The sequence below is a fragment of the Vagococcus sp. CY52-2 genome (assembly GCF_022655055.1).
Lineage (GTDB): Bacteria > Bacillota > Bacilli > Lactobacillales > Vagococcaceae > Vagococcus.
Window position 1 is genome coordinate 1,082,648 of sequence record NZ_CP093384.1, and the last position, 15,484, is coordinate 1,098,131.

General features: G+C 33.5%; 14 protein-coding genes. 2 read left to right on the top strand and 12 right to left on the bottom strand.

The window, feature by feature from the left end:
• Positions 1 to 74: 74 nt before the first annotated feature.
• Positions 75 to 1,337 carry a tyrosine--tRNA ligase gene (gene tyrS, locus MN187_RS05410; RefSeq protein ID WP_117972806.1) on the bottom strand — a complete coding sequence of 421 codons (1,263 nt, stop codon included), beginning with the start codon at positions 1,335 to 1,337 and terminating at the stop codon, positions 75 to 77.
• A 214-nt stretch (positions 1,338 to 1,551) separates the two neighbouring features.
• Here tyrS and MN187_RS05415 point away from each other — a divergent pair, with 214 nt between their 5' ends.
• Positions 1,552 to 3,867 carry a transglycosylase domain-containing protein gene (locus MN187_RS05415; RefSeq protein WP_242094598.1) on the top strand — a complete coding sequence of 772 codons (2,316 nt, stop codon included), beginning with the start codon at positions 1,552 to 1,554 and terminating at the stop codon, positions 3,865 to 3,867.
• Between the two features lie 46 nt (positions 3,868 to 3,913).
• Here MN187_RS05415 and glyS read toward each other — a convergent pair whose 3' ends face one another.
• The 11 genes from glyS to MN187_RS05470 all read right to left on the bottom strand — a co-directional run bounded on the left by glyS (position 3,914) and on the right by MN187_RS05470 (position 14,267).
• Positions 3,914 to 5,989 (bottom strand): glycine--tRNA ligase subunit beta, encoded by a 2,076-nt coding sequence (gene glyS / locus MN187_RS05420; protein ID WP_242093521.1) that lies wholly within the window; start codon positions 5,987 to 5,989, stop codon positions 3,914 to 3,916.
• Positions 5,982 to 6,887, bottom strand: coding sequence for a glycine--tRNA ligase subunit alpha (gene glyQ / locus MN187_RS05425; protein WP_071456933.1), 906 nt, complete (start codon positions 6,885 to 6,887; stop codon positions 5,982 to 5,984). The genes glyS and glyQ overlap by 8 nt, the downstream gene beginning before the upstream one ends.
• Positions 6,888 to 7,130: 243 nt before the next feature.
• The gene (gene recO, locus MN187_RS05430) at positions 7,131 to 7,934 is read right to left on the bottom strand and encodes a DNA repair protein RecO (RefSeq protein ID WP_241699049.1); all 804 of its coding nucleotides are present in this window, start codon (positions 7,932 to 7,934) and stop codon (positions 7,131 to 7,133) included.
• 45 nt (positions 7,935 to 7,979) lie between these two features.
• On the bottom strand, positions 7,980 to 8,885 hold the full coding sequence (era, locus tag MN187_RS05435) for a GTPase Era (RefSeq protein WP_117972809.1): 906 nt from the start codon (positions 8,883 to 8,885) through the stop codon (positions 7,980 to 7,982).
• A 15-nt stretch (positions 8,886 to 8,900) separates the two neighbouring features.
• Positions 8,901 to 9,299 carry a diacylglycerol kinase family protein gene (locus MN187_RS05440; protein ID WP_242094600.1) on the bottom strand — a complete coding sequence of 133 codons (399 nt, stop codon included), beginning with the start codon at positions 9,297 to 9,299 and terminating at the stop codon, positions 8,901 to 8,903.
• On the bottom strand, positions 9,283 to 9,759 hold the full coding sequence (gene ybeY / locus MN187_RS05445; RefSeq protein WP_079344672.1) for an rRNA maturation RNase YbeY: 477 nt from the start codon (positions 9,757 to 9,759) through the stop codon (positions 9,283 to 9,285). Before ybeY ends, MN187_RS05440 begins: the two co-directional genes overlap by 17 nt.
• Before the next feature lie 2 nt (positions 9,760 to 9,761).
• Positions 9,762 to 11,933, bottom strand: coding sequence for an HD family phosphohydrolase (locus tag MN187_RS05450; protein WP_117972811.1), 2,172 nt, complete (start codon positions 11,931 to 11,933; stop codon positions 9,762 to 9,764).
• A gap of 28 nt (positions 11,934 to 11,961) precedes the next feature.
• Entirely contained in the window at positions 11,962 to 12,915 is a 954-nt protein-coding gene (locus MN187_RS05455; RefSeq protein WP_370448232.1) for a PhoH family protein, read from the bottom strand.
• Positions 12,916 to 13,111: 196 nt separating this feature from the next.
• Entirely contained in the window at positions 13,112 to 13,555 is a 444-nt protein-coding gene (locus MN187_RS05460) for a GatB/YqeY domain-containing protein (protein ID WP_242093523.1), read from the bottom strand.
• Between the two features lie 23 nt (positions 13,556 to 13,578).
• Positions 13,579 to 13,755 (bottom strand): 30S ribosomal protein S21, encoded by a 177-nt coding sequence (rpsU, locus tag MN187_RS05465; RefSeq protein WP_071456767.1) that lies wholly within the window; start codon positions 13,753 to 13,755, stop codon positions 13,579 to 13,581.
• 116 nt (positions 13,756 to 13,871) lie between these two features.
• Entirely contained in the window at positions 13,872 to 14,267 is a 396-nt protein-coding gene (locus MN187_RS05470; RefSeq protein WP_117973181.1) for a Fur family transcriptional regulator, read from the bottom strand.
• A gap of 125 nt (positions 14,268 to 14,392) precedes the next feature.
• On the opposite strand from MN187_RS05470, the gene MN187_RS05475 reads away from it, so the two are divergent.
• Complete coding sequence (locus tag MN187_RS05475; RefSeq protein ID WP_242093525.1) at positions 14,393 to 15,226, top strand: pyruvate, water dikinase regulatory protein; 834 nt, start codon at positions 14,393 to 14,395, stop codon at positions 15,224 to 15,226.
• Positions 15,227 to 15,484: the final 258 nt, after the last annotated feature.

Here is a 15,484-nt window from a genome sequence, read left to right on the forward strand (position 1 = left end):
GAAATTAAAAAACCTAAGAAAAAATGATGATAATCATCATTTTTTCTTAGGTTTAGCTAACTATTAACAACTTTTTAAAACTTCAATAAGAAATATTTTTTCTTTCCACGTCGAATAACAATAAATTCATTTTCTATTTTATCTTTATCAGATAAGACATATTCTAACTCTTGGATTCTATCTCCGTTAATGTAGATAGCTCCATTTTTGACATCCTCACGTGCTTGACGTTTAGATGACTCAATACCAGCGTTCACTAATAACTCAACAAGATTTAAATCATCATTAGCTGATACTTCATAACTAGGAACATCTTTAAACCCTTGTTTAATTTCTTCGCCAGTTAATTCTTTGATGTCACCACTAAACAATGCTTTAGAAATTCTCACAGCTTGTTCGTAAGATTTTTCACCATGAACCAGTGTTGTGACTTCTTTAGCCAATGCTTTTTGTGCAGCTCTTTCATGAGGTGCGTCATTAAATTCTTTTTCAATCTCAACAATTTCATCTAGTGATAAAAACGTAAAGTATTTTAAGAATTGAACCGCATCACGGTCATCAGTGTTTAACCAAAATTGGTAGAATTCATACGGAGATGTTTTATCAGCATCTAACCAAACAGCATTTCCTTCTGTTTTACCAAATTTTGTACCATCTGCTTTTTTAATTAGTGGCATCGTTAAGCCATAACCTTGTACTTCTTTTTCACGTCGTAATAACTCAATACCTGAAGTGATATTTCCCCACTGATCACTTCCACCTAATTGAAGTTTTACTCCTTCTGTTTCATATAGTTTTAGAAAGTCATAAGCTTGTAATAATTGATAAGCAAATTCAGTATAAGAAATACCTGTTTCAATACGACGCTTCACACTTTCTTTACTCATCATATAATTGATTGTAAAGTTTTTACCTACATCTCTTAAAAAGTCAATCAGTGTCATACTAGTCAACCAATCAGCATTATTCGCTAAAATGGCTGGATTTGTTTTATCATCAAAATCAATAAAACGAGACAATTGATTTTTAAGACTATTGGCCCATGATTCAACAATTTCAGTAGAATTTAAACTACGTTCTGCATCTTTAAATGATGGGTCACCAATCATACCAGTTCCCCCACCAACAAGTGCTACTGGCACGTGTCCTTGTTCTTGAAATCGTTTTAAGGTTAATACTGGTAATAAATGACCGATGTGTAAACTATCTGCTGTCGGATCAAAACCAATATACAACTTAACAGACTCTTCATTCAATAATTCTTCTAATGCTTGTTCGTCAGTCATTTGATAGACGAGACCACGATCCTTTAATTCTGATAAAAAATTCGTTGTCATATTAGTTCCTCCTTAATTTTATTCATCTTTAATCTTAACCTATTCATAATCTAAAAGAAAGATTAAAATGTGATTTTTATATCAGAACACCAAAACAATTTGACTAAGTATAATGATTAATTGTAAAATGATATAATTGAGCACATAAAAAGAATGAGGTGATAAATTGAACGAGGACAATAAGTTTGATACTCCCTTAGATACTCCAGAAGAAGTGGAAACTCAAACCCCTGATCCTGATAAAAAACGTGATTGGCTATTTGTCATTAATGTCACTTATCGTGTATTTCGATCGTTATTTATTCTATTAATTATTGTAGGCTTATCTTTAGCTGCATTAGGTATTGGAACAGGCATTGGCTATTTTGCTTCTTTAGTTAAAACCGTTGATGTACCTGAAAAAGAAGATCTTGTCAAAAAAATTTCAGATTTAGATCAACAGTCTAACATAACTTATGCAGATGGTTCTTTAGTTTCAGTAATAAAATCAGACTTAATTCGTACAAATATTTCATCAAATAAAATTTCAAATTTTATAAAGGAAGCGTTGGTTACTACTGAGGACGAAAACTTTTTTGAACACAAAGGAATTGTACCAAAAGCGGTTGCTAGAGCAACTTTGTCTGATATCATTGGCATTGGAAGTAAGTCTGGTGGTTCAACCATTACACAACAATTAGTCAAACAACAAGTTTTAACAAATGAAACATCTTATAAAAGAAAAGCTTCAGAAATAATGCTTGCTCTTCGAACTGAAAAAATCATGTCAAAAGATGATATTTTAAGTGCTTACCTGAATGTTTCTCCTTTTGGACGAAATAATCATGGTGAAAATATTGCAGGTATTGAAGAAGCCGCTTTAGGAATATTTGGCGTTCACGCTAGTGAGGTTACTTTACCACAAGCTGCTTTTTTAGCTGGTCTACCACAAAGCCCAATAGAATACTCTCCATACACAAACGATGCACAATTGAAAGATGACTTAAGTGCTGGACTTAATAGAAAAGATGACGTTCTCTTTAATATGTATCGTGAAAAAATAATCACTAAGGACGAATATGAAGCAGCAAAAAGTTATGATTTGAAACAAGATTTCATTGCACCTTCTCCTAAATCGGATACTGAGAATGGCTTTTTATATACCTATCTATATGATGAAGCAACGCGTGTTTTAATGCCAAGTTACTATGAAGCTGATGGACACACAGAAGATGATATCAATAATTCAAAACAACTATTTGATCAATATTTCGAAAGAGTCAAAAAAGATATTGCACGTTCTGGTTATACGATTCATTCAACGATTGATAAAACAACATATGATGCCATGCAAGAAGCGGTAAATAATTATGGCTATGTATTAGATGATGGCAGTGGAAAATTACTGGAAACAGGAAGTGTCTTAATGGATAATCAAACTGGCCGTATCTACGGTTTTATTGGTGGTAGAAATTATAGCCAAAATCAAAATAATCATGCTTTTCAAACTAGACGTTCACCTGGCTCTACTATGAAACCTATTTTAGCTTACGCTCCAGCAATCGATAATGGTATCATTGGTTCAGAATCAAAATTATCTGATTATCCATTAAAATACAAAAATGGACAAGAAGTAAAAAACTATTCTGATAAAGGGAGTAACTCCTTTAAATCTGTAAGAGAATCACTAAAATGGTCACTGAATATTCCGGTGGTTAATTTATATAATGATATGCTTCAAAGTATAGATCCTAAACAATATTTTGATAAAATGAATATAGGACTTAATCCCGATGAGTACTACCGTGAATCAATCCCTCTTGGCGCAACTGATTATGGTATGACGGTCTTAGAGGAAACAGAAGCTTATGCTACTTTAGCTAATAAAGGAGTTTATAATAAAGGCTTCTCCATTGATAAAATCACAAATGAAGAAGGTGAGGTCATTTATGAACATAAATCTGATCCAACCCAAGTCTTTAAACCTGCTACAGCATCTATCATGAATGACATGATGCGAGATGTTCTAAAAAGTGGAACAGGTCAAGCAGCCCAGGAGTCCCTTCAATCTGTTAACCCAACACTTGCTAAAGCTGACTGGGTTGGAAAAACCGGGACATCAGAATTAGAAAAAGATTATTGGTTTACCGCTTCTACTCCGGGAGTGACGATGAGTAGCTGGATTGGTTACGATGACAACACTCAAATGAGCTCAACGTGGAACAAACAAAATATGATTTATTGGTCTTATATGACAAATTATGTGTATCAAAGAAATTCTGATATATTTAAAGTGAATGAAAAATTCACCTTAGACCCTTCTGTAAAAAAAGAAAAGGTCGTCGAATTTACAGGAGAAAAGGTAGCCACCGTCAAAGTAGATAATCAACAAATCAACTTAAAAGGAGCAAAAGAAGTAGAAAGCTTCTATGCAACTGATGGCCCTAAAGATAGTACTTTCAAATTTGGTATTGGTGGAACCGATGATAATTATAAAAATGCATGGAAATCATTTAGTACACCTAGAGCAACAACTAATAGAAGAAATTAATAACATAGAAAAAGTGGCTACTGATTAAATCAAGTAGCCACTTTTTTTATTTAACAATTAAACGATCTAAACTTGCAAAGGATAATGCAATATTTGCTATCATTTTTAATTGATTTAAACGATTTTCTCTTATTGCTTGATCATCAACCATAACCATTGTATCTTCAAAATATGATTCAATCAATGGGTTTAAATGACGCAGTTCTTCATACAATTCATTAAGTGTCAAATCACCCACTTTTTCTGAAACCGACATAATTGCTTCATAAAGTTTTTTCTCAGAATCATTTTCAAATAATTCTGGATTTACCTTTCCTACTTCTTTATCTTCTGCTTTATTAGACAAATTAATAACACGTGTTAAAGATTCGATTGTTGGTCTAAAATCACTTTCCGATGCTTGACTCACTAAAATATCTGCTGTTTCAAACATCGTATGCAAGTTTTCTTGTCGACTTTCTAAGACGGCCTCAATAATATCGTGACGAATTTGTTTACCACTAAACCATTGTTTCATACGACCTTTGATAAACTCTGTTAAAACTTCTTCATCTGCCTCAATACTTAATCCAAATCTTTCAATATCTTCATTAATTAGTTCTTTCATTTGTTGTTGCAAACGAATGATTGGGAAATCCCATCCTTTAGACTCAATAATACGAATAATACCATAAGCTTGTCTTCGTAACGCATATGGGTCATTTGAGCCTTTAGGCATTAAGCCCACAGCAAAGAAAGATAATAATGTATCTGATTTATCTGCAATCGCCAAAACAGCTCCTACATTACTTTCAGGCAACTCACCATCGCTTGATTTTGGTAAGTAGTGTTCACGAATAGCTTGAGCCACCTCAACGCTTTCACCTTTTAATGTGGCATATTTTTCCCCGATTAATCCTTGTAACTCTGGGAACTCATCTACCATTAATGTTACCAAATCAAACTTATAAATTTGGGCAGCACGTTCTAACTCTTTCATCTCTGTGTCAGATAGACCAACTGATGTTCCGATTAATTCTGAAATAACGGAAACACGTTGCATTTTTTCATACATTGACCCAATTTTTTCATGGAATGTGACTGATTTTAGTTTTTCGACATAATCAGCAATAGATGATTTCAAATCTTCTTCATAGAAAAATTCCGCATCTTCCAAACGAGCTTGAAGAACTTTTTCATTTCCTTTTCTAACGTTATCAAGATAGTCAGAGTTACCATTTCGTACAGAGACAAAATGATTTAGTAAGTTTCCTTCTGAATCTAGGACTTCAAAATAACGTTGGTGTTCTTTCATCGACGTAATTAACACTTCTGAAGGTAATGATAAGTAGTTTTTCTCAAAGTTTCCAACAAAAACAGTTGGGTATTCAACAAGGTTAACGACTTCTTCTAATAAATCGGCATCTTGAGGAATTGTCCATTGATTGGCTTCTTCTATCTCATTGATTTGTTTACTAATTTTGCCTTGGCGAATCACTGGATTAACAATCACAAACTGTTCTTCCAAAGCTGTTTCGTAATTAGATGAGTGATTAATCGTCGCAACTTTTCCTAAGAAACGATGTCCACGAGATGTGTTTGAGCTGTTAATACCAAACAATGACATAGGGATAATTTTATCTTCAAGTAACGCCACTAACCAATGTACTGGACGGATAAAGCGGTAGTTTCCTTCTCCCCATGTCATGCTGATTGGAAACGTTAAATGAGCTACGACATCTGTTAAGCCTGGTAAAATCGTTTCAACAGGTTGGCCTTCAATAAATTTATCAACAAAGACATACTCAACATCTTTAATTGTTTCAAAATATAAATCATCAGTTGTTGCCCCTTGACCTTTAGCAAAACCAATCGCTGCTTTTGTCCAATGACCGTCCGCATCTTGTGCGATTTTTTTTGCCGGTCCTTTTACTTTTTCTTCTATGTTTTCTTGTTTATCAGCTAATCCATTTACACGAATAGCAAAACGTCTTGGTGTAGAAAACACTTCGATATTATCAAATGACACACGATGTTCATTCAAGTAATCTGCTGCTTTTTTAGCAAATTGTTTTGATGTTGGAGTGACTAAATGAGCTGGTACTTCTTCCAACCCGACTTCTAATAAAAATTGTTTACTCATGAATATCCTCCTCCACTGATTCTTTTAATAATGGGAAACCTAATTTCTCACGTTCTTCAACAAACCCTTTAGCTAACGCTCTAGCCATATTACGAATTCTTGCTAAATAACCCGCACGTTCTGTAACAGATACGGCTCCTCTAGCATCAAGTAAGTTAAACATGTGACTACATTTTAATACATAATCATACGCAGGATGAATTAATCCTAATTCAATGGCACGTTTTGCTTCGTTTTCATAACTGTTAAATAAGTTTAATAATAACTCTTGGTCACTTTGTTCAAATGAATACACTGAATGCTCATATTCAGGTTGCACAAAAATCTCACCGTATTTAACGCCTTTCGTCCATTCTAAATCATAGACACTTTCAACTTCTTGAATGTAAGAAGCTAAACGTTCTAATCCATATGTAATTTCTGATGTAACAGGTTTACACTCTAATCCACCCACTTGTTGGAAATAAGTAAACTGAGTGATTTCCATTCCATCTAACCAAACTTCCCAACCTAATCCAGCACAACCCATAGAAGGATTTTCCCAGTTATCTTCAACAAAACGAATGTCATGTTGTAATGGGTCAATGCCCAATACTTTCAAACTATCTAAATATAATTCTTGGATGTTTTCTGGTGAAGGTTTCATCACGACTTGGAATTGATGATGTTGATACAAACGGTTTGGGTTATCTCCATATCTTCCGTCTGCAGGACGACGTGATGGTTCAACGTATGCTGCGTTCCAAGGTTCTGGACCAATCGCACGTAAAAAAGTATATGGACTCATTGTTCCGGCCCCTTTTTCCGTATCGTATGCTTGCATTAACATACAGCCTTGATTTGACCAATAATTTTGTAGAGCTAAAATCATTTCTTGTATGGTTAATTTTTGACTCATTGTTTCTCCTCCTATTTTTTAACATAATAAAAAGTCCCTATGCTTGATAAACATATCAAACATAGGGACGACTATTCGCGGTTCCACCCTACTTCCGTTTTCACGGCAGCTTCATTTTAAAACACTCCAGAATGCCTTCAAGATGATGTCTAATATTTGGCTTACACTCTCCCAAACTCGCTTTCATTAGCTCACTCAACTTTACTTAGTTCTTTCAACGTGTCTATCTAAGTTGTCTTTATTTTAATTGGTATTGTCTTGTTTGTCAATTTTGTTTTCTCTTTTTGGAATCATTTCTTTCCAATTTTGCATGTCATCTATAAATTTCTTACTTTTTAACTGCAAACCAACGTATTCTTCATAGATGGAATCAATCACTTGTCTAATGTATTGTTTCGTCTCGTCAGATAAGTTAATACTTTTAATCTGTTCAAAACTAATGTGATTAAATAATCGAATAAAATGCAATGCTCTTGGTGAGTAGTGAAACCTTCGCTCATCCATTGACCAATGCTTTTGACACAACACCCCGTGATATTTATCAGAAAAATCAAATGGTTCCTCTTGGCTGCCACAAATGGCACACGATGAAAAATTAAGTTGGATGCCAAAACGTTGAAGCAATTGTATTTCAAAAATATTGGTGATTATTTCGGCATCATAGCCCTCATCTATCAGGGTTAGTGAGTCTTTGATAAAACCAAATAAAAACGGATCATAAACGTTATCGTCAATGGCAGCATCACTTAAATTAAGGATATATGTAGCATAGGCTGATAAAAAAATATCCTGTTGAATCGCAAAAAAAGGATGAATGTCTTTGGCAGAGTTTAAAAAAGAGAGACCTTCTTCTTTTAAATCACCAATGTAATTGGCTTGAGTAAAGGGTTGGATGGCTGAATTGATTTGACTATTCTTTTTATTTGCGTGGCGCACAAAAAACATGCGTTTTCCACTTGATTCAGTAAAAATCTTTACAAGTTTATCACTCTCACGATAATTTCTTGAAAAAAGAACAATCCCATTAACCTCTTGTGGTCCTCTCAATTTGTCACCTCCTTAAATGAATAAAAAACATGGAAAAATCCATGTTTAATAATCTGTTTCTCTGTATCCGTAATTTTGTAAATCACGACGTTTATCACGCCAATTTTTTTGTACTTTTACCCACAATTCTAAGAAGACTTTATCACCTAAAAGGTTCTCAATATCTTTACGACTTTTCGTTCCGATATTTTTAAGCATTTTACCACCTTTACCAATAATAATGCCTTTTTGGCTATCGCGTTCCACTATGATTGTGGCTTGAATATGAATTTTATCATGATCATCACGTTTCATGCTTTCTGTTACGACCGCTACAGAATGAGGAACTTCTTGTTCTGTTAATTGTAAGACTTTCTCACGAATAAGTTCTGACACGATAAAATACTCCGGATGGTCAGTGACTTGATCATCTGGGAAAAACTGTGGCCCTTCTGGCATATCATTTACCAAGGTTTCTAATAAATGTTCCACATTATTTCCTTCCGTGGCAGAGATTGGGACAATTTCTTTAAAATCAAGCTCTTGACGGTAATCATCAATAATCGGTAATAATTCATCTGGATGAACGGTATCAATTTTATTAATGACTAGATATACAGGAGCATGCGCTTTCTTCAATCGTTCGATGATAAAGTCATCACCACGACCTCTTGGCATGTCCGCACTCACCATAAAGATAACGGCATCGACTTCGCGTAACGCACTATAGGCTGTTTCAACCATAAAGTCGCCTAATTTATTTTTTGGTTTATGAATTCCTGGCGTATCAATAAACACAATTTGTGCTTCTTTTGTTGTATAAATTCCTTGAATTTTATTTCGTGTTGTTTGAGCTTTATTACTCATAATGGCAATTTTTTGTGCCACAATACGATTTAATAAGGTTGATTTCCCGACGTTTGGTCTTCCGACAATTGCGACAAATCCTGATTTAAAATTTTGTTCTGACATTCAATTTATCCTTTCTTAACGACCTACTAAAAATGATATTATTTTAGGTAGGAAGATGATCATCCCCACAAATATAGCAAAAAAGGCACTGAGTAACACCATTCCGGCAGCCATGTCTTTTACTTTTTTCGCCAAAGGATGATACGTTTTATTTGTTACTAAATCAACTAATACTTCAAATGCTGTATTGGTCATTTCAGCCATCAATACTAACACAATCGCACAAATTAACCATAGCCATTCAGCGATTGAAATGTGACAGAAAACACCTAGTATAACCGCACTGAGTCCTAACAACATATGATACTTCATGTTTCTTTCTTCTTTTATCACAGTCTTTAATCCATATAATGCATGAGTTAAAGACTGGATAAAATGTCGATTTTTCTCAGTTTGTTTATCGTTCCAAGCCATACGCATCTAAAATCTTTCTTTGTAAATCAAACATCTCTTTCTCATCTTCTGGTGTCATATGGTCATATCCATTAAGATGCAAAAATCCATGAATCGTTAAAAAACCAAGTTCTCTATCAAATGAATGGGCATATTCTTCTGCTTGTTCTTTCGTTCGATCAACAGAAATGAATAAATCCCCAATATTTCTTGGTAAACCAAGTTCTTCTAAATCAAATTCAAAACCTGATAAATCATCTTCTTCTAATGCAAAACTGATTACATCAGTCGGACGATCTTTTTGACGATGCTCTTTGTTGATTTGATGAATTTCTTCATCATCGACAAACGTCACTGACATTTCCGTATTTTCTGGTAGATTAATGACTTCTTGTTTCGCTGCAAAATCTATAATCGTTGAAACCAAGTTTAATTGTTCGTCTGTTAGTGTGTTCGTTTTATCAAGGAGTACCAAATCCATTGTTAAATCCTTCTTTCTTCTTGTTCTTGTTTCATTTTTTCTGCTTCTGATTTCATTTTCGGGTATTTAATTCGTGAATGGAATGTTGAACATAACCCGTCCACTAAGGATTTTTCAATTATAGCAATCTCATCCAATGTTAAACCTGATTCATTTAACTGCCCATCTTCTAATCTTGATTGAATTAAGTTATGGACAAATTCTTTGATTTTTTCATTCGTTGGGTGATCCATCGCACGAACAGCTGCTTCAGCACTATCAGCAATATTAATCACACCAGCTTCACGAGATTGAGGTTTTGGTCCAGGATATCTAAATGCCTCTTCAGTTGTCTCTGGATTTCGTTCTTGTTCTTTAATGAAGAAATACTTCATCAAGGTTGTCCCATGATGTTGTTGACACACATCAATGACAAATTGTGGCATATTCGCTTCTTCTAGAATCTTCACACCATCTGTCACGTGACTAAATATGATTTCTTTACTATCTGATGGTAACAAGAAATTGTGAGGATTTTCTGCCCCATCTGGTAAATTTTCCACGAAAAAGTTTGCGTGTTTGATTTTACCCACGTCATGATAGTAACTTGCCACGCGTGTTAATAACGAGTTTCCTCCAATTTGAGCGACGGCGTTTGCACTTAAACTAGCCACCATCATACTATGATGGTACGTTCCAGGAGCTTCTTCTAACAATTGTTTTAATAAAGGTTGATTTGGGTTACTTAATTCATTTAATACAATCACACTATCATCTGTTAACAATAGTTCGATGTATGGATATAACCCAATAGATAAAATAAATGAAAATAGCCCACTACCTGTTGAAATAAATAACGTTGTAATAGAACGACTATCCCCAATATTAAAGCCTTGATAAATCACTAATACTGCCATAAAAAGAATTGGCATAATAATCAATAAAAAGAATGCTTCTTTTAATTGTACACCTATTCGTTCGTTAACTAAAAAAGTTGACACAAATGCAGAAAACATATAAAAAAGTGAAATAACTAATAGTGATGTGGTTCCCGCTAAATTATAGAAAATAAAGATAGAAAAAATAGCTTGAAACATACCCATCAACAATCCCCATCGTTTATCTAAAAACATATATAAAATAACCGATCCAAATGCTGCTGGGAATAATAGAGAAACATTACTTAAATTATCTTTTTGGAATAAATAAAGTAATTTCATAAATAAAACACTCACTGTAATAGCAACAGCATATAAGGTAACACTTTTAACACGTACTTCTTGATTAGTATGTCGTAAAATATACCCTATTAATACGACTTGTAACAAAATAACGAGTAACATGGATAGCAACGGCGAAGTTGACGTAGATTGATTAGTTAAGCCGAGTAACTTTATTTTCTCCATTGCCTTAGAATCAATTTGTTCCCCTTCACGGACAATGATTTCACCTTGATAAATCATCACAGGAAGCACATTATTTTTGGCACTTTCTTTCATAGATTCTGTTGCTTTATCGTTTACCACTTCATTCACTACGATTGCTTTATCAAAAATCATCACAAGTAAATTAATTTCTTGTGAACTAAACTCATCGTACTGAACCATTTCTTTGGCCGTTTGCTTTTCTCCTTGAAGCGTAGAATTTCTAATATGTTTAGCCAAAATTGTTCTCAATGTGTTCTCAGACGTTTCTTCCAGTTTAGTTAAATCAGAACGAGGTAACTCAAGTAATTGTTCGTAAAAAGTGTCTGGAAAAGACTGAAAAAATGCAATATCATTTTGACTATATTTTTCAAAATTAGATTTTAACATAGGTAATTTATCTTCTACAGTAGGCTTTGAACTACTCTTTTTTTCATTATATTGTTTTTCAGCTGTTTCATTGACTTGATTTACTAAATCAAAAATGGTTTTAACATATTCAATTTGCTTTGTCTCAACATCTGGATTGTAAGTATACTCTGGTGTCACACTTTCCATTGCTAACTTTTGTTTTTCTTTTGTTTCATCTTTATTTTCAATGGTTTTATTAGCGCGTATTGTTTCACTTGATAATTGGCCCACTTTATAAGTAACTTGTTTTTGTCTTACACTACCAAACATCAAACTAAACATGATTAATGACATTAAAAATAGAATTAGAGGTGTATAATATTTTCCAAGTGCTTTAGGCACTTGTTGGATTTTTTTCATTTACCTCACTCACTCCTTTTTTCTCCTTTTAGTTATCTGCATATGCTTTAATGATATCAGCAACCACCGGATGTCTCACCACATCTTGTGTTGAAAATTCTATAAATGCAATTCGTTTAATGCCTCTTAAAATTTTTTCAGCATGAATTAACCCACTTTCAACTCCACGAGGTAAATCTATTTGCGTTTTATCTCCATTTATAATCATCTTAGAATGGTTTCCTAAACGAGTTAAAAACATTTTCATTTGTGCATTTGTTGTATTTTGAGCTTCATCTAATATCACAAAAGCTTCTTCCAATGTTCTTCCTCTCATATAGGCAAGAGGGGCGATTTCAATGACACCTCTATCCATTAACCGGGCTGTGTGCTCCATACCTAAAACTTGATACAGCGCATCATAAACAGGTCGCAAATATGGATTAACCTTTTCTTGTAAATCTCCAGGTAAAAATCCTAGATTTTCACCTGCTTCAACAGCTGGACGGGTTAAAATAATTTTTTCTACCTCACCTTTTTTTAGGGAACTCACTGCCATTACAACTGCTAAAAACGTTTTTCCTGTTCCAGCAGGACCAATACCAAACGTCACATCATTTTTTTTAATGGCTTGAATGTATTTTTTCTGACCATCATTTTTTACACGAATGGCATTTCCCTTATTATCTTTTAATAAAGCGTGTTCGTATAGACTAAAGAATGTCTCTAATTGTCCTTTTTCCGCTAATTGAATAGCTGTTAACATATCACTACTTGTAATTTTATGTCCTCTTAGAATCAATTGTTGTATGGCAGTTAAAATATCTTGAACCATGGAGACATTTTCAACATTTCCTGATAAATGAACAACCTCTCCTCTTGAAGAAATTGATACATTCAAATATTCCTCGAGTATTTTAATATGTTTATCATGTGTACCAAACAAATCATTGCTTTCAATGTTCTTATCTAACATAAATACTAATGTTGTTTCTGATGTCAATCACTACAGCTCCTTCATCTTCTTATAACCTAAATAATACCACACTCTCTAAATAAAAAAAATAACGAGGGTGCTTTCAAACATCTTTTCATCTTTAGAAGTCTGTAGTATAGCACAAAAAAGAAGATAGAGGTAATAACCACCACTATCTTCTAAAAAATCTTTCATATACAATTAATAAAGAACCCATAATAGACTACGCTAAACTTTCTTTTACTAAAGAGTTAACTTTCTGACCGTCAGCTCTCCCTTTAGTTTTAGGCATAACAGCAGCCATTACTTTTCCGAAATCACTCATTGATGATGCACCTGTTTCATCTATTGCCGATTGAACAATGTGTCGTAATTCATCTTCAGTTAATTGTTCAGGCATATAACGCTCAACGATTTTAATCTCACCAGAAACTTTTTCCGCTAAATCTTGACGATCAGCTTGGTTAAATTCCTGTAACGAATCTTTACGTTGTTTCATCTCTCTAGATAAGACAGTTAATTCTTCATCAGGTGATAATGATTCACCCTTTTTGATTTCCTCATTTTGAATAGAAGATTTCATCATCCGTAAAACAGATAATGTTTCTTTATCTTTTGCTTTCATCGCTACTTTGATATCATTGTTTAACCTATTCAGTAGAGTCATAATATCAGATCCATTCATTAAAACTAGTATTTTTTACGTTTTCTTGCAGCTTCAGACTTTTTCTTGCGTTTAACACTTGGTTTTTCGTAGTATTCACGCTTGCGGTACTCCTGTAAAGTACCAGTTTTTGAAACGGAACGTTTGAAGCGACGAAGAGCGTCATCTAATGATTCGTTTTTACGAACAACAGTTTTTGACATATAAATCCCTCCCTCCAAACTTTTTGGTAACCGTTTTTTATATAAAGTAATCTTAAACAAAAAACTGTTCACAATATATTATAGCTAATTGAGTTTTTCTCGTCAACTACCTATTGTTAATTTTTTAAACATTTCTCGCATTTTCCTAATATTTCAAAACGATGACCTTCAATTAAGCAACCTGGTAGCTGTTCTTGAAACATATCCATTGGACACATATGAATCTCTCGTGTTGCACCACAAGAGGTACAAATAAAATGATGATGATGGTGTTCCCCATGAACATCACAATGGAATCGATATCTTTTTTCACCTTGTAACTCTGTTTCCTCTAAAATATTTAATTCTGCAAAATCTCTTAAATTCCGATAAATCGTATCATAACTAACACCTTGATATTTATTGTTCATAAAGTGAAAGACATCTAACGCTGCAACATAACGATTTTCATTAATTAAAAAAGAAAGTATATCCGAACGTTTTTTTGTATATTTTAAGCCATTGTCTTTCATTGTCGCTATTGCATAATCTAATTCTTTTTCCAAAATCTCTCCCTCTCTTCATAATAATCATCGTTTATGTTATATTATATGCTATAATTTAAATAAAGTAAAAATATTAAGGATGTGAAACCTTTATGACTGACCAACGTATCAGTATTTTTATTATTTCTGATTCAGCCGGCGAAACAGCTTCTAAACTAGCCCAAGCTTCTATGGCACAATATGAAGATGCTCAAATAAAAATCCAAATTGTCAAAAGAGCTTTCATCTATCATGAAAATGAGCTAATACAAGCACTTGAAGAAGCAAAAGCAGTGAATGCTATTGTCTTACATACACTTGTTTCAAAAGATTTAGTTAACATAGCCAACAACTACGGAAAAGAGCATAATCTATTTACCGTAGATATATTATCTGGACTAGTTGATGAGCTATCCAATAGAACGGGATTAGAACCAAGTCGTTTGCCTGGTGCAATGCATTTTTTAAGTAAAAATTACTTCGAGCGAATTAGTGCGATGGAATTTGCCGTTAAATATGATGATGGTAAAAACCCTAAAGGTTTTTTAGAAGCTGATATTCTTCTCCTTGGTGTCTCACGTACGTCAAAAACGCCACTAAGTTTATTTTTAGCCAATAAAAATTTAAAAGTTGCCAACTTACCACTAATACCAGAAGCCCATATCCCACAACAACTTTGGGAAGTTGACCCGAAAAAAATTGTTGGTTTGACAAATAATCCAAAAGTATTAAATCGCATTCGCCGAGAACGAATGAAATCTTATGGCTTAAATCCAGATACTGCTTATTCTGATATTGATAAGATTAAACGTGAGTTAGAATTTGCCAATGATTTATATAAAACACTCGGATGCCTCGTTATCAATGTGGCACAACTTTCTATTGAGGAAACAGCTTCTATCATTTTAAGTGAATTAAATATTGAAGATACTAGTTATTTTGGATAACAAAACAGCTTTACCAAATAGAAATCCGTTAAAGCTACTCGTTTGAGTGGCTTTTTACATAAAACCCAGTATAATAGTAAAAAAGATAACATTTCCATTCTAAAAATGCCATTTTTGGGTACGATGAAAACGTTAAAAAAGGAGATGGCATAATGTAAAAAATATGGTTAATGATTATTCCAGCGTTATTAATTTTAAATAGCTGTAGCACGAAAGAAAAGCACCTAGTAAAAAAACATACAAATTACTACTCAACAA